At 67.0% G+C, this 18,672-nt stretch carries 19 protein-coding genes; 6 read left to right on the top strand and 13 right to left on the bottom strand.

Annotated elements, in window-relative coordinates:
• The first annotated feature begins 26 nt into the window (after nt 1–26).
• Together A7G45_RS11315 and A7G45_RS11310 are read left to right on the top strand one after the other, a co-directional pair.
• Nucleotides 27–1,202, top strand: coding sequence for a DUF4185 domain-containing protein (locus A7G45_RS11315; RefSeq protein WP_260936891.1), 1,176 nt, complete (start codon nt 27–29; stop codon nt 1,200–1,202).
• An 8-nt stretch (nt 1,203–1,210) separates the two neighbouring features.
• On the top strand, nt 1,211–1,684 hold the full coding sequence (locus tag A7G45_RS11310) for a hypothetical protein (protein WP_260936886.1): 474 nt from the start codon (nt 1,211–1,213) through the stop codon (nt 1,682–1,684).
• Between the two features lie 7 nt (nt 1,685–1,691).
• Here A7G45_RS11310 and A7G45_RS11305 read toward each other — a convergent pair whose 3' ends face one another.
• Together A7G45_RS11305 and A7G45_RS11300 are read right to left on the bottom strand one after the other, a co-directional pair.
• A complete protein-coding gene (locus tag A7G45_RS11305) occupies nt 1,692–3,023 on the bottom strand; it encodes a phosphatase PAP2 family protein (RefSeq protein WP_260936884.1) in 1,332 nt (443 codons plus the stop codon).
• 69 nt (nt 3,024–3,092) lie between these two features.
• Nucleotides 3,093–4,352 (bottom strand): hypothetical protein, encoded by a 1,260-nt coding sequence (locus A7G45_RS11300; protein WP_260936882.1) that lies wholly within the window; start codon nt 4,350–4,352, stop codon nt 3,093–3,095.
• Between the two features lie 44 nt (nt 4,353–4,396).
• Between A7G45_RS11300 and A7G45_RS11295 the strand changes: the two genes are divergently transcribed.
• Nucleotides 4,397–4,945, top strand: coding sequence for a carboxymuconolactone decarboxylase family protein (locus A7G45_RS11295; protein WP_204354741.1), 549 nt, complete (start codon nt 4,397–4,399; stop codon nt 4,943–4,945).
• 8 nt (nt 4,946–4,953) lie between these two features.
• Here A7G45_RS11295 and A7G45_RS11290 read toward each other — a convergent pair whose 3' ends face one another.
• From A7G45_RS11290 to A7G45_RS11280, 3 genes are all read right to left on the bottom strand, one after another.
• Nucleotides 4,954–5,163, bottom strand: a complete 210-nt coding sequence (locus tag A7G45_RS11290) for a hypothetical protein (protein WP_308204067.1) — start codon at nt 5,161–5,163, stop codon at nt 4,954–4,956.
• Nucleotides 5,164–5,230: 67 nt separating this feature from the next.
• Nucleotides 5,231–6,625, bottom strand: coding sequence for a dihydrolipoyl dehydrogenase (lpdA, locus tag A7G45_RS11285; protein ID WP_260936877.1), 1,395 nt, complete (start codon nt 6,623–6,625; stop codon nt 5,231–5,233).
• Between the two features lie 54 nt (nt 6,626–6,679).
• Complete coding sequence (locus A7G45_RS11280; protein WP_260936875.1) at nt 6,680–7,153, bottom strand: DUF779 domain-containing protein; 474 nt, start codon at nt 7,151–7,153, stop codon at nt 6,680–6,682.
• A gap of 137 nt (nt 7,154–7,290) precedes the next feature.
• Here A7G45_RS11280 and A7G45_RS11275 point away from each other — a divergent pair, with 137 nt between their 5' ends.
• Nucleotides 7,291–9,273 (top strand): prolyl oligopeptidase family serine peptidase, encoded by a 1,983-nt coding sequence (locus tag A7G45_RS11275; RefSeq protein WP_260938116.1) that lies wholly within the window; start codon nt 7,291–7,293, stop codon nt 9,271–9,273.
• A 51-nt stretch (nt 9,274–9,324) separates the two neighbouring features.
• On the opposite strand, the gene A7G45_RS11270 is transcribed toward A7G45_RS11275, so the two are convergent.
• The 7 genes from A7G45_RS11270 to A7G45_RS11240 all read right to left on the bottom strand — a co-directional run bounded on the left by A7G45_RS11270 (nt 9,325) and on the right by A7G45_RS11240 (nt 14,931).
• Entirely contained in the window at nt 9,325–10,203 is an 879-nt protein-coding gene (locus A7G45_RS11270) for a hypothetical protein (protein ID WP_260936874.1), read from the bottom strand.
• A gap of 28 nt (nt 10,204–10,231) precedes the next feature.
• Nucleotides 10,232–11,098, bottom strand: a complete 867-nt coding sequence (gene ppk2, locus A7G45_RS11265) for a polyphosphate kinase 2 (RefSeq protein ID WP_043401274.1) — start codon at nt 11,096–11,098, stop codon at nt 10,232–10,234.
• 61 nt (nt 11,099–11,159) lie between these two features.
• A complete protein-coding gene (locus tag A7G45_RS11260) occupies nt 11,160–12,677 on the bottom strand; it encodes an aldehyde dehydrogenase family protein (RefSeq protein ID WP_260936871.1) in 1,518 nt (505 codons plus the stop codon).
• 88 nt (nt 12,678–12,765) lie between these two features.
• Nucleotides 12,766–13,329, bottom strand: a complete 564-nt coding sequence (locus tag A7G45_RS11255) for a phosphatase PAP2 family protein (protein WP_260936868.1) — start codon at nt 13,327–13,329, stop codon at nt 12,766–12,768.
• Complete coding sequence (locus A7G45_RS11250; protein WP_260936866.1) at nt 13,326–13,859, bottom strand: mycothiol transferase; 534 nt, start codon at nt 13,857–13,859, stop codon at nt 13,326–13,328. Before A7G45_RS11250 ends, A7G45_RS11255 begins: the two co-directional genes overlap by 4 nt.
• Nucleotides 13,860–14,243: a VOC family protein gene (locus tag A7G45_RS11245; RefSeq protein ID WP_043984863.1), complete on the bottom strand. Its 384-nt coding sequence runs from the start codon at nt 14,241–14,243 to the stop codon at nt 13,860–13,862.
• An 82-nt stretch (nt 14,244–14,325) separates the two neighbouring features.
• Complete coding sequence (locus A7G45_RS11240; protein WP_260936862.1) at nt 14,326–14,931, bottom strand: hypothetical protein; 606 nt, start codon at nt 14,929–14,931, stop codon at nt 14,326–14,328.
• A 134-nt stretch (nt 14,932–15,065) separates the two neighbouring features.
• On the opposite strand from A7G45_RS11240, the gene A7G45_RS11235 reads away from it, so the two are divergent.
• Together A7G45_RS11235 and A7G45_RS11230 are read left to right on the top strand one after the other, a co-directional pair.
• Nucleotides 15,066–16,802, top strand: coding sequence for an N-acyl-D-amino-acid deacylase family protein (locus A7G45_RS11235; protein WP_260936860.1), 1,737 nt, complete (start codon nt 15,066–15,068; stop codon nt 16,800–16,802).
• A gap of 25 nt (nt 16,803–16,827) precedes the next feature.
• Nucleotides 16,828–17,178: a pyridoxamine 5'-phosphate oxidase family protein gene (locus tag A7G45_RS11230; protein ID WP_260936857.1), complete on the top strand. Its 351-nt coding sequence runs from the start codon at nt 16,828–16,830 to the stop codon at nt 17,176–17,178.
• A gap of 42 nt (nt 17,179–17,220) precedes the next feature.
• Here A7G45_RS11230 and A7G45_RS11225 read toward each other — a convergent pair whose 3' ends face one another.
• A complete protein-coding gene (locus A7G45_RS11225; RefSeq protein ID WP_260936855.1) occupies nt 17,221–18,609 on the bottom strand; it encodes an NADH-quinone oxidoreductase subunit E in 1,389 nt (462 codons plus the stop codon).
• Nucleotides 18,610–18,672 lie beyond the last annotated feature (63 nt).

Raw genomic sequence — 18,672 nt, 5'->3', positions numbered from 1 at the left:
GGTCGGTTCGCACCTAACATGACGCCATGGGGAACTGCCTGAGCCGTCTCGTCCAGCGCCTGTTCCGACGTCGCGCAAAGGCACCAGCCCGGGTTGGGCACGGACTGCCTTCGACGCTCTACCCCGTAGCCACCGCACTGTCGGGTACCCGGCCCGGCCACGGCGCGGGTGTGGCACCGGGGACGGTCAGGAACCTCGGCCCGATCGCCGGCACCGGAGCGCGCAGCGGGATTCCCGGGATCGGCGCGGCAGACCTCGGCGAGATCATCGCACTGCCCAATGGCCGGTTGGTGTCGGTGTTCGGCGACTCGTTCAGGGGCGACCGGGTCGGTGGCCCCGACTGCGACCACTACCGCTCGGTCGCCGTGCCGGTTGCGGGCTGGGACGACGACGGCCGCGCGATCTACGGCAGTCCCTTCAACCGAACCGGAGGCCCTGGCGCGCCGAACATCCTGTTCCCGCCGCCCGCCGAAGCATTGAAACTCGATGCCGATACCAACACCCTGCCCGGCGGCGCCATCGTGGTCGACGACACGACCTACCTGCTGGTCGCCGGTACCTCCGCCCTGATTCCGACGGCGGGTTCGTGGCTGGTCGAGGTCAACGACGATCCAGCGGCCGGCTGGCCGGCCGTGCCCGGTTCATGGCGACCGGGCGATGCCGCGCCGTCTCAGGTCAGTGGCTATCTCGCCGGTGACGGCATGGTGTACATCGTCGGCAATTGCTTCGATCGCAGCCGGGGCGTCACGCTGTACCGGGTGTCACCGGCAACGGTCACGGACCGGGATTCCTGGCAGCCATGGACCGGAACTGATTGGGGCACAAAGGAAGACGAGCCCCGTGTCCTCAGTGGGCAGCAGACCTTCGGTGAGCTCAGCTTGCGTGAGGTCGGCGGGCAGGTCGTGCTGGCGGCGTTCAACAGCAGCCAGAACGTCTGGCAGGTCGAGGTCCGGGTGAGCACCGACCCGACCCGGCTGTTCGCGGGATCGGTGCCGGTGATCGTTGCGGCACAACAACACACCCCGGCGGCGCCCAACTTCATCTTTCAGCCCTACGGCGGCTACGTCGTCCCAGGGTCGACGCTGGCCAACCTCAACCTTGTCGTCAGCCAATGGAACACCGGATGCGATGCCGCAGGCGAACCGCTCGGGGCGCCCTACGATTCACAGCAAGTGATCGTCAATGCGGTCGGCGCACCATGATCAGGCGCGTGGCACCGGCTACGTTTGCGCTCGTCGCGGTCGCCTGCTGTCGACCCGAATCCAGTACTGACACACTGCGATTCCCGGATCTGGCCAACTACACCCCGGTCGATGTGGCCGGCTTCCAGGTCGATGCCTCGACACCCGGACACCGTGCTACGCAGGTCGTCTTCTTGACGCCCGACGGAATCACCTGCGCCTTCAGCGTTCCCGCCGCAGCGGGCTGCACGGGCAACAACTTCCCCGGCGTACCGCCGGCCGCCGCGGGGGTGAATTCCATTGCCACCAACTCGGCTCTGGACACCACCAACGCGCCCATCGCCCGCACGCCGGCCCTGAAAACCCTGCCGCCTTTGCACACTCTCACGGTCAACGGCGTGACCTGCGGCGTCGACGACAAGCGCACCACCGCGTGCAAGGATTCTCAGGGACGCGGATTCGTCATGTCCCCCAAGGGCACTACGTGGCTGCCCCGCGTGTGACGACAACTCAGACAGTCGGACTTTCTGACTCCTCGCCGGTCAAACGCTCGATCGCCGGCGCAGAGGTGCCCGGATACGAGAAGAACGTGGCGTAGAAGCCATAGGCCAGTGTCGAGAACGCTCCAATGATGAGCAGCCCGAACATGATCGGGTACGCCGCCATCCAATCGGACAAGTAGCGGATGCACAGCATCATGCCGACGATGATGGACACGCCACCGGCGATCAGCCGTAGTCGGGCATGGGCAGTTGGCCGGACCGGTTCCCGCAGCGCCGATTCGACCGTCAGGCACAACGCCGCACCGACCACGAGGTCGACGCCGTAGTGGAAGCCGAAGCCCAGGGTCGCGGCCAGGGTGCCCACCAGCCAGCACGTGCCGCCGATGCGCAACCACCGCGGTCCCGACCGGGAGTGGATGAACACAGCCAGCGCCCACGCCGTGTGCAGTGACGGCATGCAGTTACGCGGGGTCGACGTGTCGAAGGCAATGGCAGCCGGTGTCCCGTCAACGGGCGGCAGCAGCGCCGGCCAGAAGTCACCGACCTGAAATCCGCCACCGGCCGGGCCGAACGCGTAGGTGGGCCCGACCAACGGGAACATCAGATAGATCAGCGGGCCGATCAGACCGAGCACGAGGAAGGTCCGGACGACGAAGTGCCGGGGCCACCGTCCACCCGTGGTCACGTTCCGCAGCTGATAGATGGCCACCACGGTCGCGGCGGCCGAGAGTTCGAGATACACCCAGTGCAGCAGGAAGTAGAGCACCGAATGGTGCTGGACCAGCTGCCCCAGCACCCAGGACGGCTGCCCGAGGGCGACGTCGGCCCGCACCGCGAACTCATCGAGCACGGTGGGGCGCGTCAGCGACGTGATGGTCAGCCAGGCGTCACCGGCCTTGGTGGCAAGGACGAGCAACAGGCCGGTGGCGACGCCTTTCAGCGCGGTGTCGCGTCGCGCGCCGGTCCACCGCGTCAACGCGAATACGCCAAGCCCGGTGAGCACGACCAGCGCGCCGCTGCCCATCGCCGAAGGCAGGCCGACGTACTCCCGGCCGACGACAAAGAGCACATCGAGCCCGAACGCAGCGCCCGCAATCGGCAGCCGGTACTGCCGTGGGACCGCGACCAGGGCCACCACCAGCGCCGCCCAGGGCACCGTGAACCCCGCCGGAGTTCCGACGTAATCGCTGATCAAGCGCTCAAGCGGGCCCCGGAAGCCACACAACATGGCCGTGATCTGCAGCGCGCACATGAACGTCGCGACCAGCGCAATGCCGATCGCGACCTTCGTCCGGGGCGGTACACCCTCCTTAAGAAAGGGTGAATGTTCGGTGAACACGCCATAGACGATAGGTCGTCGGGCGCCGCTACCAGCAATTTGCGACCAATTTGCGATCTCGGCCCATATTCACTGCGCTCGCTGCACTCCGTGGATGACGTAGGCAAGTTGTTGGCGTTGTTCGTCGATCGCGCGCCGGCGCGCCTGCCGTTGATCCTCACCTTCGGCTCGATCCACGACCAAGGGCGCCGCGCGCAGCACGATCCCGCGCACCCGGATCACCTGGGCCACCACCGAATTCGGCTGGCAGTACTTCGTGGTCTTCACGTAGCTCTCCCTGAGCATGACGCCCTGGTAGCCAGAGACCAGCTCCCCCTCGACCCGTACCGGCGGGATGGCTTCGAGGTGTGCGTCCTTCGCCTTGTCCGCGCAGACCTCGGGGACGAACGGCTGTGCGCTGCACCGCTTGACCCAATCGTTCACAGCCGTGATGCCGTCGAACCCGTCATGCTCGCGGAAGACTGTCGCGACTTCGAGCGCGTCCACCAATCGATCGGCGCCAGGTCGGGGCGACAACAGTGGGTCGGCCGAGCAGTCCGCCGGGGGTGCATCACCTGGCTGCGTTGCCGGCGCCGACAATCGCACCACGCGTCTGCCGCTCTTGACCGGTGGCGTCATGGCCAGAGCCGACAGCCGCGCCGCCGGCCACGACGCGATGCTGGATGCCTGGACTGTGTCGGGGGCGTGCCCGGCAGCACGCCGGACGAAGCCGTTGACCAACTGGGCTACGTCGTGGACCGTCACTCCCAGAGGACCCCGGGAAATGAACCTCGCCCGCAACACAACTCCGTCTCGGGCCACGACGATGGTTCGGCCGTCCGGGCCGTCGTCGGATGCCTTCCAATACTTGTCACCCGCGGTCTGCGTGACATCGAATTGGATTGCATCGGCGGGCATTCCGGGGATGTTGCGAAACGTCTGGACAGCCCAGGCGCCGTACACATCGTGGTAGGTGGCACAGCGGGTCCCCCAAGCGGCCGCCTCGTCGACGACGCTCTCGCCGGGGCGGGTTCGCCACAGCTCAACGCTGATCGAGCCACCGTCGCGATCGACGCTGGCCCGGTAGGTGGCCGAGAGTTGCGGTCCGTCCGGGTCGCCCGGCTCGGGATACCTCGCGCACTCGGTCCGACGCTGTGCGGAAAATTCATCATTGCGTGGCACCTCGTATCCGACCTCAGCCGTTCCCGGCACATCGGCCAGCGTCGGCAGATACCGCAGTAGCGGATGCTCTGCGGCGCGCGATATCGCCACATCTGCGACCCGGTCAGTACAACCAACCAACATCAGTGCCACCGTGAAAATCACGGCTCCCACCCGTTTCCGCCCCATGGCTCGACCCTATGACGCCGTCGCCTGTGCCAGACTCGGGAATTGTGAACACCATCGAGCCGGCCCGCATCGAACCCGGCGGCTTCCGTGAGCTGGGCCCGCTCAACTGGGTCATCGCCAAGATCGGCGCCAAGACCATCCGGGCTCCGCGGTTCACCCTGTTCAACGTCCTCGGCCAGCATCATCTGCTGTTCCTGACGTTCCTCCCCTACTCCGGCATGCTGCTGGGCCGCAGCAAGCTGGGGCTCAAGGATGCCGAGTTGGTGATCCTGCGCGTCGGGCATCTGCGCGGCAGCGAGTACGAGCTGCAGCAGCACCGTCGTCTGGCCCGCAGCCGCGGCGTCGATGCCGAGACGCAGGCCCGGATTTTCGAAGGCCCGGACGCCGAGGGCCTGACCGACCGGCAGCGCGTCCTGATCACCGCGACGGACGAGTTCGTCATCACCCGGTCGGTGTCCGATCAGACGTGGAAATCGCTGGCGTCATACCTGGATCGCAAGCAGCTCATCGAATTCTGCCTGCTGGCAGCGCAATACGACGGGCTGGCGGCGACCATCGCCACGCTGCGCATTCCGCTGGACTTCCCGGACTGACCGCTCGGCTACAGGTAGGTGACTCCGAGTACCGCCAGCGTCATCAAAACCGGCGCGACGGGCAGGCACCACAGGAACGCGGACTTCGCAAAAGCCTTGCGCTCCTGAAACTTTCGAGCGAAGAACACGGCGGCGCCGGCCACCACGAAGACCACGCCGGACATCACCAGCACCCAGAAGCTGATCCTGGTGGTGTCCATCGCGAGTGAGATGGCCACCAGCCACAACATGTGGCCGACGACCAAACCGCCTATCGCGGCAACAACATTCGCGCGCAAAACCGGCTCAGAAGTTGATCATGTGGCCGGCCAGGCCGTGGATGGCCTCCTGCAGCGCCTCCGACAGCGTCGGGTGGGTGTGCACGTTGCGGGCCAGCTCGTTGACGGTCAGATCCCACTTCTGGGCCAGCGTCAGCTCGGGCAGCAGCTCGGACACATCAGGCCCGATCAGGTGCCCGCCGATCAGCTCGCCGTACTTGGCATCGGCGATCAGCTTCACGAAGCCGGTCGGGTCGGCCAGGCCGTGCGCCTTGCCGTTCGCGGTGAACGGGAACTTGGCGACCTTGACGTCGTAGCCCTCGGCCTTGGCCTGTTCCTCGGTGAGCCCGAAGCTGGCGACCTGCGGCTGGCAGAACGTGGCGCGCGGCATCATGCGGTAGTCGCCGAGCGCCAGGGTCTCGGCACCGGCGATGGTCTCGGCGGCGACGACGGCCTGCGCCTCGGCGACGTGTGCGAGCTGCAGCTTGGCGGTCACGTCACCGATCGCGTAGATGTGCGGGACGTTGGTGTGCATGTAGTCGTCGATCGCGATGGCGCCGCGGTCGGTGAGCGCCACACCCGTCGTCTCCAGGCCGTAACCCTCGACGTTGGGGCCGAAACCGATGGCCTGCAACACCTTGTCGGCCTTGAGCTCCTGGCTGACGCCGTCCTTGCTCACCACGACCGTCACGTCCGAACCGTTGTCGGTGATCGACTCGACCTTGGTGCCGGTGAGGATCTTGACGCCCAGCTTCTTGTACTGCTTCTCGATCTCCTTGGAGACCTCGGCGTCCTCGTTGGGCAACGCGCGCGGCAGGAACTCGACGATCGTCACGTCGACGCCGTAGTTCTTCAGCACGTAGGCGAACTCCATGCCGATGGCGCCCGCGCCGGCGATGATGATCGAGCCGGGCAGCTCCCGGGTCATGATCTGCTTCTCGTAGGTGACGACGTTCTCGCTCAGCGAGGTGCCGGGCACCAGCCGCACCGACGAACCGGTCGCGATGATCGCGTTGGCGAAGGTGATGTTCTCGGTACCGCCGGCGTTCAGCGCGACGCTCATCGAGTTCGGGCCGGTGAAGGTGCCGTAGCCCTCCAGCTCGGTGATCTTGTTCTTCTTCATCAGGAAGTGCACGCCCGCGACGCGGCCCTCGGCGACCTTGCGGCTGCGGTCGAACGCCGCACCGAAGTCGAAGCTGGCCTCGCCACTGATGCCGAAGGTCTTGGCTTCCTTGTTGAAGATGTGCGCCAGCTCCGCGTTGCGCAGCAGGGCCTTGGATGGGATACATCCCACGTTGAGACAGACGCCGCCCCAGTACTTCGGTTCGACGATGGCGGTGGTCAGCCCCAGCTGGGCTGCGCGAATGGCGGCGACATATCCGCCGGGACCGGCTCCGAGAACGACGACGTCATAGTGAGTCACATGCACACCTTATAGGCGAGCGGTGCTTGGCAGGCGGGAGACCGATTCAACCGGCTACGTTCCCGGCAGTGGGCACGCTTCCTCGGCACGGTCGACGATCAGCGTGCCGTCCCGGACGGGCCGCGCGCCCTGCGCGTACTGGGCGCCGACGATGGGCGGCTGGGCCGCGAGCTCGGCGTTCTCCGCCTCGGCGAACACCCGACCGCGCGACAGGAAGCGTTTGCCTTCGGGCGCCTCCAGGCTGAACCCGCTGCCTCGGCCCGCGACCACGTCGATGATCAGTTGCGTGTGTTGCCAGGCCTCGAACTGCGGGCCCGATATCCACACCGGCACGCCGTCGGCTCCGACGTCGAGCACCGCAAGCAGCACGTCCCGGTCCCCCACGATGAAATCGCCATCGGGATAACACATCGGCGACGACCCGTCGCAGCATCCGCCGGACTGATGAAACATCAACGGCCCGTGCTGGTTCTGCAGACTGCGCAGCAGTTCGGCGGCATCGGCGGTGATCAGTGCCCGTGATGGCATGCAGCCACCCTACGCCGGAGGGTAAGAATGTCCGGGTGACTTCTGATTCCCTCGGCCCCGCCGATGCCGATCCCGTCGCTCCGCTCGCCCCAGAAGCCGATCCCGTCGCTCCGCTCGCCCCAGAAGCTGATCCCTACCTGTGGCTCGAGGACATCACCGGCGACGACGCGCTGAACTGGGTGCGCGAGCACAACGAGCCGACGATCGCCGAGTTCGGCGGCGAGCATTTCGAGCAGATGCGCGCCGACGCCCTCGAGGTGATGGACACCGATGCCCGCATCCCGTACGTCCGGCGGCGCGGCGAGCTGCTCTACAACTACTGGCGCGACGCCGAGAACCCCCGTGGGCTGTGGCGGCGCACCACGCTCGACAGCTACCGCACCGACGCCCCCGAGTGGGACGTGCTGATCGACCTCGACAAGCTCGCGGCCGACGAAGACGAGAACTGGGTGTGGGCCGGTGCCGACGTCATCGAGCCCGGCCTGAACCTCGCCCTGATCGCGTTGTCCCGCGGCGGGGCCGACGCGTCGGTGGTCCGCGAGTTCGACATGGAGGCAAGGCAATTCGTCGACGACGGATTCAACCTGCCGGAAGCCAAGTCCAGCGTCTCCTGGGAGACGCCCGACACGGTATTGGTGGGCACCGATTTCGGGCCCGGCGCCATGACCGAGTCCGGGTACCCGCGGATCGTCAAGCGGTGGCACCGTGGACAGCCGCTGTCCGAGGCCGTGACGATCTTCGAAGGCGCGGCGTCCGACGTCAGCGTCGGCGCGGGCTACGACAGCACACCGGGTTTCGAGCGGTTGATGGTGTCGCAGTCCACCGACTTCTTCAACCGCGAACGCTACGAAGTCCGCGGCGACGAGCTGATCCGCATCGACGTGCCCACCGATGCCGCGATCTCCATCCACCGCGAATGGCTGCTGATCCGGCCGCGCGTCGAGTGGGCGGTCGGTGACACGACCTACGCGGCGGGGACACTGCTGGCCGCCCGCTATGACGATTACCTGGCCGGAAACCGGGATCTGAGTGTGGTTTTCGAGCCCGACGAGCACAGCAGCATGCAGAACTTCGCGTGGACCCGCGACCGGCTGCTGCTGCAGACGTTGGTCGACGTCATCGGCCACATCGAACTGGTCACCCCCGGCACCTGGGTGCGCGAGGACATTCCGGGCGTGCCGAAGCACGCCACCACCGTCATCGTCGACGTCGACGAGTACGGCGACGAAATCTTCTTGGACTCAAGCGGATTCGACAGTCCGTCGCGCCTGCTGTGGGGACACGCCGGCGGCGCGGTGGCCGAGATCAAGCGGGCCCCGGGATTCTTCGACGCCTCTGAGGTCGAGGTGTCGCAGCATTTCGCGACATCTGCCGACGGCACCCGCATCCCGTATTTCGTTGTGGGACAACGTGGCGTCACCGAGCCGCGCAAGACACTGCTGAGCGGGTACGGCGGTTTCGAGTCGTCGATGCTGCCCGGCTACGCCGGGGTGCTCGGCCGGCTGTGGCTGACCCAGGGCGGCACCTACGTCGAGGCCAACATCCGCGGCGGCGGTGAGTACGGCCCGCGCTGGCACACCCAGGCGATGCGCGAGGGCCGCCACCTGGTCTACGAGGACTTCGCCGCCGTCGCAGCCGATCTGGTGCGCCGCGGCATCACCACCGTCGAACAACTCGCCGCCGAGGGCGGCAGCAACGGCGGGCTGCTCATGGGCGTCATGCTGACGCGGTATCCGGAGTTGTTCGGTGCTCTGGTGTGCAGCGTGCCACTGCTGGACATGAAGCGGTATCACCTGTTGCTCGCCGGAGCCTCGTGGGTGGCCGAGTACGGCGACCCGGACAACCCCGACGACTGGGAGTTCATCTCGAAGTACTCGCCGTACCAGAACATTTCGGCCGAGCGGACCTACCCCGCGCTACTGATGACCACCTCGACGCGCGACGATCGGGTGCATCCGGGCCACGCCCGAAAGATGACGGCGGCACTCGAGGCCGTCGGTCACCGCGTCAACTACTACGAGAACATCGAGGGCGGACACGGCGGGGCCGCCGACAACTCGCAAGCAGCGTTCAAAGCCGCGCTGGTGTATTCGTTCCTGGAGCGCACCGTCGGGGCGTGATTTGTGCACGTTTTTCCGCGCCGACCGCGGATTTTCGTGCACAAATCACTGTCAGGAGGCGGCCGCCGCTGGCTTGGGCTTGCGGACCACTCGGCGGCCGAGGTTGCCCAGCAGCGTCACGAGCACGCCGAGCACCACCAGTCCGCCGCCGACGGCCAGGGTGATGTTGAGCCACTCGTGGGCGTTGGCGATGGCGGTATCGACCATGACGTCGGCCACCTGGCGGACGTTGCCGGTGGTGCGGTTGAGCCCGTCGTTGATGTAGCGCCGTCCCGCCTCGATCCCGGCCCAGCCGGCGGCGCCGACGATCATGGTCGAGATACCGAGGGCGGCAACGGTTTTTCCGCGGGATCGAGTAACCGCCAGAGTGAGCAGGGCGAAGATGCCCGTCAGCACGCAGATGCCGATCCGCGCCCACGGTCCCCACGTCGTCGCGGCCCGGAACTGGCCCGGCCGTACCGACTGGGCCGAATCGGTAATCGGTACTTCGATTTTCGACGGCACGCGGATGCCGAGCGCTGACAGCGTCGCCTTGAACGACCGGTCCGACAGCATCGGCGACAGATCGATGGTCCAGCGGCCGGACGCATCCGAATGCGCCATGGTGTCGGTGAACAGCCAGTCGTGCGCAAAGCCGTTGGCGGTGCCGAACTGGCCCGGGAACACCGAGCTGGAGGTGTAGAGACCGGCGGCACTCGACATGGTGCTGGTGCTCAGGTCATATCCCGCGCTGGTGGCCAGCTTGTTGATCTGGATGCCCAGCTCGCTGGCCGTGGCCTTCTGCAGCTCATGGTTCTTGGCGGCTGTGGTTGCCAGCGCGACGTAGCCGCCCCGGTCGACAAGTGTGTGCTGCGCCCAGCAGACCGGCACAGCCACCGCCACAGCGACGGTGGTGACCAGCCACAACAGCAGTGTCGCGACGAATCGCAAGCGCCCTCCTACGTTGGTGGGCGCCGCCTCAGTCCGACAGCGCCCGTCCCACGATCAGCGGGTCGGCGTGCCCGACCACCTCATGGTCCTTGTTGTCGTAATCGAACTTACCGAGAACATGGCGCATGGCGTTGATCCGGGCACGCTTCTTGTCGTTGCTCTTCACCACAGTCCACGGCGCGACCTCGGTGTCGGTCCAGGCGAACATCTCTTCCTTGGCCGCGGTGTAGGCGTCCCACTTGTCCAGCGAGGCCAGGTCCGTCGGGGACAGCTTCCACTGCCGCACCGGGTCGACCTGGCGGATGGTGAACCGGGTGCGCTGCTCGGCCTGGGTCACCGAGAACCACAGCTTGGTGAGGCTGATGCCGTCGTTGGCCAGCATCTGTTCGAAGAGCGGTGCCTGGCGGACGAATTCAGCGTGCTGCTTGGGCGTGCAGTAACCCATGACGCGTTCCACACCGGCCCGGTTGTACCAGGAGCGGTCGAACAGCACGATCTCGCCGGCGGCCGGCAGGTGCGTGACGTACCGCTGGAAGTACCACTGGGTGCGTTCCCGCTCCGTCGGCTTCTCCAGCGCGACGACGCGGGCGCCGCGCGGGTTGAGGTGCTCCATGAACCGCTTGATGGTGCCGCCCTTGCCGGCGGCGTCGCGGCCTTCGAAGACGATGACGTGCCGCAGCCCGTTGGCCTGGCTCCACTTCTGCAGCTTCAGCAGCTCGATCTGCAGCAGACGCTTCTGCTCCTCGTACTCCTGCCGGTTCATCCGGTCGTCGTACGGGTAGCCCTCACGCCAGGTGTCGACCACTTCTCCGCTGTGCACCAGCACCAGTTCGGGATCGTCGTCGTCATCATCGCGGACTGCGTAGCCGTCAACGGCAGCGGTGTCGAGGGTCACCGGCTGAAGGTAACCGCCGGGCCGAACCTGGCGGTGACGTCACGGTGAACAACAGGTGGCGCTACTTGGCGGTGCGCTTCGACCGGATCAGCGACACCTTGGTCAGCACGTTGTTCATGCGGGCCAGGGCCTTCATCGAGTTGCGGTAGTAGTTGCCGCCGGTGCCCTTGCTGGTTCGTGGCTCCACCACGGTCTCCTGGCGGCAGAACTTGCGGATGCCCTCGGCCCCACCGAAGCGCGCGCCGATGCCCGACGTCTTCCAGCCGCCCATCGGGGCGGTGGTGCACATCAGGTTGGCCAGCACGTCGTTGATGTTCACCGCACCGCAGTCGAGCTGCAGCGCAACATCTTTGGCCCGCTGCACGTCGCCCGAGAACACGGTGGCGCTCAACCCGTACTGGCTGTCGTTGGCCAGGCGGACCGCGTCACCGACCGTGGCGACCTTCATGATCGGCAGCGTCGGACCGAACGTCTCCTCGGTCATGCACGCCATCGAATGATCGACGTCGACGAGCACCGTCGGCGGGTAGAAGCTGCCCGGGCCGTCGGGGCGCTTGCCACCGGTCAGCGCCCGGGCACCGGCCGCCACGGCCTCGTTGACGTGCCGCTCGGTGATGTCCACCTGGCTGGCGTCGATCTGGGCGCCCAGGTGGTAGCCCTCACCGGCACCCACCTTGAGGTTCTGCACAGCCTTGACGACGGCGTCGACGAACGCGTCGTAGGCCGGCTCCAGCACGTAGACGCGCTCGACGGACACACAGGTCTGCCCCGCGTTGAACATCGCGCCCCAGACCGCGGCGTTCGCGGCCAGCTCCACGTCGGCGTCCTCCAGGACGATCATGGGGTCCTTGCCGCCGAGTTCGAGGCTGACCGGGGTGAGACGACGGGCCGCGCGCTCCATGACCTTGCGGCCGGTGGCTGTCGAGCCGGTGAACTGGATGAAGTCGGAGTTGTCGATGACCGCCTCGGATATCTCGCGGGCACCCTGTGCCAGGGCCAGCACCTCGGGTGCACCGGAGTCGGTCCAGCCGCGCAGCAGCAGTTCGGCGGTCAGCGGGGTCCGCTCGGACGGCTTGAGCAGCACGGCACAGCCGGCCGCGAGCGCCCCGATGGCATCCATCAGCGCGTTGGCCACCGGGTAGTTCCACGGCGCGATGACACCGACGACGGCACGCGGGCGGTAGTGCACGGTGATCTTCTTGACCGACAGCATCGGCATGGGGGCCGGCCGGGTATCGGGCGCCAGCGCCTTCTCCATGGTCTTGACCACGTACGAGATGATCAGGATCGCCAGCGGGATTTCGGCCTTGGCGTCGACCATCGACTTGCCGGTCTCACGGACCAGCAGGGTCTCGATCTCGTCGCGGTGATCGTTGAGCCACACCGCGAAACGTGCCAGTACCTTCGCCCGGCCCTGCGGCCCGCGGGCCTCCCACTCTCGCTGCGCGGCCCGCAGGCCCGCGGCGATCCGTGGTACGTCAGCCGGGTCCGTCCAGCGCACGGTCCCAGCGATGGCCCCGGTGGCGGGGTCGTAGATGGTGCCGGAACCGGGCGATTGGACGTCAGACGTAGCGGTCATACGGCCATGGTAACGACCAGGTGTGACACGGGTCGCACCCGGCTTGACGCGTGTCAAAAAATCGCCCCGGCGGCATCACGGCCGCGCCTCAATAGACCGCGGGCGGAGCTTTCGCCGCAGCCAGACGCGCAGCCAGGCACACCACACTGGACCCGAACAGCAACGCGCCGAGGGTGTCGGTGAAGTAGTGGTAGGTGAAGGCCTGGCCGAGCATGCCCAGCGGGACGAAGACGCCCGCCAGCACCCGGGTCCACAGCACCGCCCCGGCCGCCACGACGATCACACCCAACACGGTCACCATCAACACCGTGTGCCCACTGGGGTAGGCCAGTGCCCCGCCCTTGTGCCGGCCGAACAGCTCCTTGAGTCCGCGCTCGACGAACACCGCCAACTGCGGCGTCAGCGCGATGACCGCGGCGAGGCGCCAGCGCTTCTGCCACAACGTGATTCCCACCGCGATCACCAGCATCACCATGAGTACGCGCGGATCCGTGAAGAACAGCAGCCAGCCCGAATACGGCTGACCGGCCCGGCCCGCATGCTGGAAGACGTCGTCGACGGGCGTGGAGCCCGTGCCGACGCCCCACCCCAACAGGGCCATCATCGCCAGCCCGACCGGCGGCCACCAGCGGACGAACTTCTCGACCGTCATCTGTGCGCGGCGATGCCCCGCACGTACGCGGCCTGACCCAGATGCTGCGCGCAGTCGTCGACGATGCTGACCAGTCGCACGCTCGCGGTGACCGGTGGATTCCAGCGTCGGTCGACGATGCGCTCGAGCTCCTCCGGCGTGACGGTCGCGACGTACTCCAGCGTGACCTTGTGCACCGCGCGGTAGTAGCCGACCAACAACTCGACCGGCGGCCGCACCTTGCCGACATCTTCGGGAGTGTGGCCGTACCCGATGTCGTAGCCGGGCGCATCACTGTGCGGCAGGTCGAGCGCGAACCGCTGCTCCCAGCCTTCACTCGTCCACACCTGCTCGACACCCGCGACGTCGCACAGCTGCATGTCCTGGCACCGCGCGCTGTGCCACAACAGCCACGCAATGCTGTTGGCCTCCGGCGTCGGACGCCAACACGACACCTCTTCAGAGAGGCCGTCGGTGACCTCGTCGACGTGCTCGATGAGCCGAGTGAACGAGTCGCGCAACAGTTCTCGCGCCGCCGCGGTGTCAGACATCTATCCGGCCGCGCCGTGGAAGACCGCCTCGACGTTGTTGCCGTCAGGGTCACGGACGAACGCACCGAAGTAACCGGGGTGGTATTCGGGCCAGAGCCGGGGCGCGTGCAAGGACTCGGCACCGAGTGCGACTGCCGCGTCGTGGAATGCGCTCACCGCATCGACATCGGCGGCCTGAAAAGCAAAGTGCACCTCGCGGTTCGGGCCCGACGCTTCCCCAGCACTGGCATCGGCGATCCAGAAGTCCGGCTTGCCGTCGCGGCCGTAGCCGATGGCGATTCCGAAGTCCATCTGCCGGCTGAACCCGAGCACACCGAGTACACCGTCGTAGAACTGCTGAGATTTGGCCCAGTCACTGCAGTTGATACCGAAATGGTCGATCATGCCCCGATCGTGCCACGGGGCACCGACAACATCGCCAGCGACGAACCCGAAGGCCCGCCGCTGGCGATTGTGCAGTTGTGGGTCAGTTGTCGGCCAAGGTGCGGTAGAGCGCCTTCTTGGCCTCGGCGACCGCCGCGGACAGCGTCGTGACAGCCGCCGACAGGTCGGCCTTCTGCGCGTCGTTGCCGGTGAACTTGATCGTGCGCGCCAGCCCGGCGAGCTCGAACAAATCCTTGCGCAGCTTGATGACGTCGCCGAACTTCCCGGCCTGCCCGAGGAACGCCTGCACCGTCTCACTGCTGACGCCGCGCCAGGCGAGCAGCTGCTCACCGAACTCGGTCAGCGTCGCGACGCCGTCCTCGACCGTGGCCACGCCACGAGCCGCGAGCAGCGAGAGGACGAACTCGACCTTGTCGACCGGCGGGGTGAATGCGCCGTCGGTGATCTCCGAAACCCGCTGCGCGAGCTGCTCGGCCGTGGCCGGGCCTTCCTGTAGTAGCGCGGCCGCCGCAATCGCGGCACGCTTGATACGACCCCGGAAGAAGTGGTGTCCGGCGCCCGGCCCGAAGCCGCCGCCGAAACCACCGCCGAAGCCCGGGCCGCCGGGGCCACCCGCGCCGGGACCGAAGCCCCCGAATCCCGGGCCGAAGCCCCCACCGAATCCGGGACCAAAACCAGCTGAGAACATCGCAATTCCTTTCATTGTTTCGATGCATCTTGTACCTATCACGATACATCGGTTTTGCAATGCCTAGCCGTTCTAATCTTCAACTCAAAGCCAACTCACAGATCTGATGAGGGCCTGAGTCGTACGTTGTTCACATGAACGCAGCGGGCGCGGCCTACGACATCGTCATTCGCAACGGACTCATCGCCGACGGGCTGGGTGGCGCACCGTTCCGGGGCGACGTCGCAGTTCAAGACGGGTTTATCGCCGCAGTGGGCACCGTCGAAGGAGCCGGCGCCCGCGAGATCGACGCCACCGGCCTGCTCGTCACGCCCGGCTTCGTGGACCTGCACACCCACTACGACGGACAGGCCATCTGGTCGGACCGGATGACCCCGTCTTCCGCTCACGGCGTAACCACCGCGGTCATGGGCAACTGCGGCGTCGGCTTCGCACCGTGCCGGCCCGACGACCACGACGTGCTCGTCGACGTGATGGCCGGGGTCGAGGACATTCCCGGCGTGGTGATGGTCGACGGCCTGCCCTGGACCTGGGAGACCTTCCCCGAATTCCTCGACGCGGTTGATGCGGGACGCCGCGATATCGATGTGGCCGCGTTCCTGCCGCACTCCCCGCTGCGGGTGTATGTGATGGGCCGGCGCGGCGTGAATCGAGAGCCCGCGAACGCGGAAGATCTGGCCCTGATGCGCAAGCTGGCGGCCGAGGCCGTGGAGTGCGGCGCCCTGGGGTTCGCGTCGTCGCGGCTGACGCTGCACAAGACCTCCGGCGGGCAACCCATCCCGAGCCACGACGCGGCCCAGGTCGAAATCGAGGCCATCGCCCGCGGCGTGGAAGACGGCGGCGGCGGACTGATCCAGTTCGTGCCCGATCTACTTGCCGGCGACTACGAGGTCGCCCTGAAAACCGTGTTCGACGTGGCGGCCGACGTCGGCCTGCCCGTCACGTTCACCCTGGCCGTCGGCAACGCCGGGCCGGCCACGTTCGAGGACGCGCTGCGGATGGTCGAGAAGGCCAACACCGACGGCGGTTCGATCTCGGCACAGATCTTCCCGCGCCCCATCGGTCTGGTCATCGGCCTGGAGCTGTCCGGCAATCCGTTCGTGCTGTATCCGTCATACCGCGAGATCGCCGATCTGCCGTTGGCCGAACGCGTCGCCGAGATGCGCAAACCCGAAGTACGCCAACGCATTCTGAACGACACCGCAGCCGCCGACGGCCATCCCCTGATGTTCGCGGCGCAGGCGTGGGACTACATGTTCCCGCTGGGCACTCCCCCGAATTATGAACCGGCACCGTCGGATTCGATCGCCGCGCGGGCCGCCGCCCGCGGCGTCAGCCCGCTCGAAGAGGCGTATGACCGGGTGCTCGACGACGACGGCCACGCGATGCTGCTGGTGACGCTCGCCAACTTCCGCGACGGGTCACTCAACACGGTGGCCGAACTGATCCAGCGCGACGACGTCATCCTCGGCCTCGGCGACGGCGGCGCCCACTACGGAATGATCTGCGACGCTTCATTTCCCACGTACCTGCTGACGCACTGGGTGCGGGACCGCGCGGCCGGCCGACTGGACCTGGCGCACGCCGTGAAGGAGCTGACCTCGGTCCCGGCGCGCGTCGCCGGGCTGGCCGACCGCGGCCGAATCGCGGTGGGCTACAAGGCCGACCTCAACGTGATCGACCATGACGCACTGACGCTGCACAAGCCGACCATCGCGCACGACCTGCCGGCCGGTGGGCGTCGCCTGGATCAGACCGCCGACGGATACGTCGCGACCATAGTGTCCGGCGAGATCATCGCGGAGAACGGTGTGCCGACCGCGGCTCGGCCAGGCCGGTTGGTCCGCGGCCGGCAAGCGGCGCCGGCCTGAGGCTGCGGCGACCTATCCTGACGTCATGAGCGTGAAGGTGGATCTCGACAAGCTCGGCGACACCCTGGCCGACTTCCCGTTCGGCTTCCTGATCACCGTCGGTGACGATTTTCGCCCGCACACGGTGGCCGTCACTCCGGTGTTCGGCGGCGGCGCGCTCACGATCGAACCCGTCGGAAACACCACCCGAGGCAACGCCGGCGCCCACCCGGTCGTGACGGTGCTGTGGCCGCCGCGCGAACCCACGGGCTACTCGCTCATCGTCGACGGGACCGCCGAAGCCACGGACGCGGGCCTGCGGGTGGTGCCGACGCGAGCGGTGTTGCATCGCAGCCCCGAAGGCGTGCACGACTGCGTTTCACTCAAACAGACCTGAGTCATCCACCGGCCGACACCCCTGCGTCAGCCGTCGCGAAGGTCAGGCAGCTGCATCCGCGCCGGTCGGATCGGAATGCGCACCGCCGGCAGGCTTGTCGGCGGTCTCGGGCACTGACGGCTTGTCGACGCTGCTGGGAGCCGTCGACTTGCCCGCGCCGGTCTGCGCAGACTTGGCACTCGGCCGAACCTTGTTGCCGGACTTGACCTTGTCGGCCTTCTTATCCGGCTTGCCGGTTGCGCTGCCCTGGGTGTCCGGCTTTGTCTCCGGAGCCTTGGCAGCCTCAGGGGCCTTGGAGGTGTCCGTGGTCTTCGGGGCGTCGGATGTCTCCGGGGCTTTCGTGGTGTCGGGAACCTTCGCGGTGTCAACAGCCTTCGCGGCGTCGGGAACCTTCGTGGCGTCAACAGCCTTCGAGATGTCCGGAGCCTTCGACACATCCGGCACCGCGAGCTTCACAGCGTTCGCGCTCGGCCCGTCGGCTGCGGGGATGTCGCCGGCCGCTACCCCCGCGACCGCGGCCGTCGATACCGGTCCTGCCCCCGCGGCCGTTGTCGCAGCCAGGGTCGGCGGTGTCGGCGTCGGAAGGTTCGACAGCAGATTCTCGAGCCCCTGCTGGATGTTCGCTTCCAAATTGGTCGCAAACTGGCCGACAGGTCCCGGAAGCGTGGTCAGCGGGTAGCCGAGATCGTGGATCAGGAAGCCGGCCAGTCCGCCCTGCGCGTCGGAGCCGAGGAGCCCGTAGACCAGATTGCTGACCAAGCCGGGAATGTCCTGCGGGGATTTGATGGCCGACTCGATGGTTGCCGCCACGTTGTAGGGCAGGAAGCCGACGTAGTCGGCCACATCCCACAGCGCCCACACCGGAGCCAGCGGAGCGTAATTCACCGAGCTGATGAGGCGCCCCGGGATGGTCGCCCAGAACGCATCGGTCGCGGCGACGCCGGCGAACGGATCGGGCAGCCCGCCAAGCGCGCTACCGATGAGATTGGCGATGCCGTCGGCGATGCCGTTGATCACGCCCGGAGCAGTGGTGCTCGGTCCCAGCGGATAAGGCAACGCATAGGCGATACCTCCGATGGCGTTCGCTCTGAAATCCGCCGGGAACGTGTAATACGGATACGACTCGGCCGGGTTGACGTACCGATTGACCAGCCAGCTCAGCACCGAAGCGGCATAGTTCGGCTGTTGTACGGCAACCGCGATGGCGGTCAGCGCGTCGAACGGCAACGAGACCACCGTTTCGATCGGAATGACAACGCTTGCGGCGACTCCGTCGACGAACCAGCCCACGCTGCCGAGCGCATCGGTGATCAACGAGGTGTTGACCACGTTGGCCTCGATGGCCGGTAGCGCGCGTTCCGCCGCCCCCAGCGATGCGCCCGCCGCGACCACTCCGGCGGCCAGAGTCGCCGCGGCCAATTTGGTCGGCATCAACCGAATCGAAGCATTCATGGCAGCGACCCCCTCGGAAGTGTCGGGCAGCTGGACGACGCA

The organism is Mycolicibacterium llatzerense, from assembly GCF_025331195.1.
In the GTDB taxonomy this organism is placed as follows: domain Bacteria; phylum Actinomycetota; class Actinomycetes; order Mycobacteriales; family Mycobacteriaceae; genus Mycobacterium; species Mycobacterium llatzerense.
Note: the sequence above shows the minus strand (reverse complement) of the source record. Positions and strands in the feature narration are given on the sequence as shown.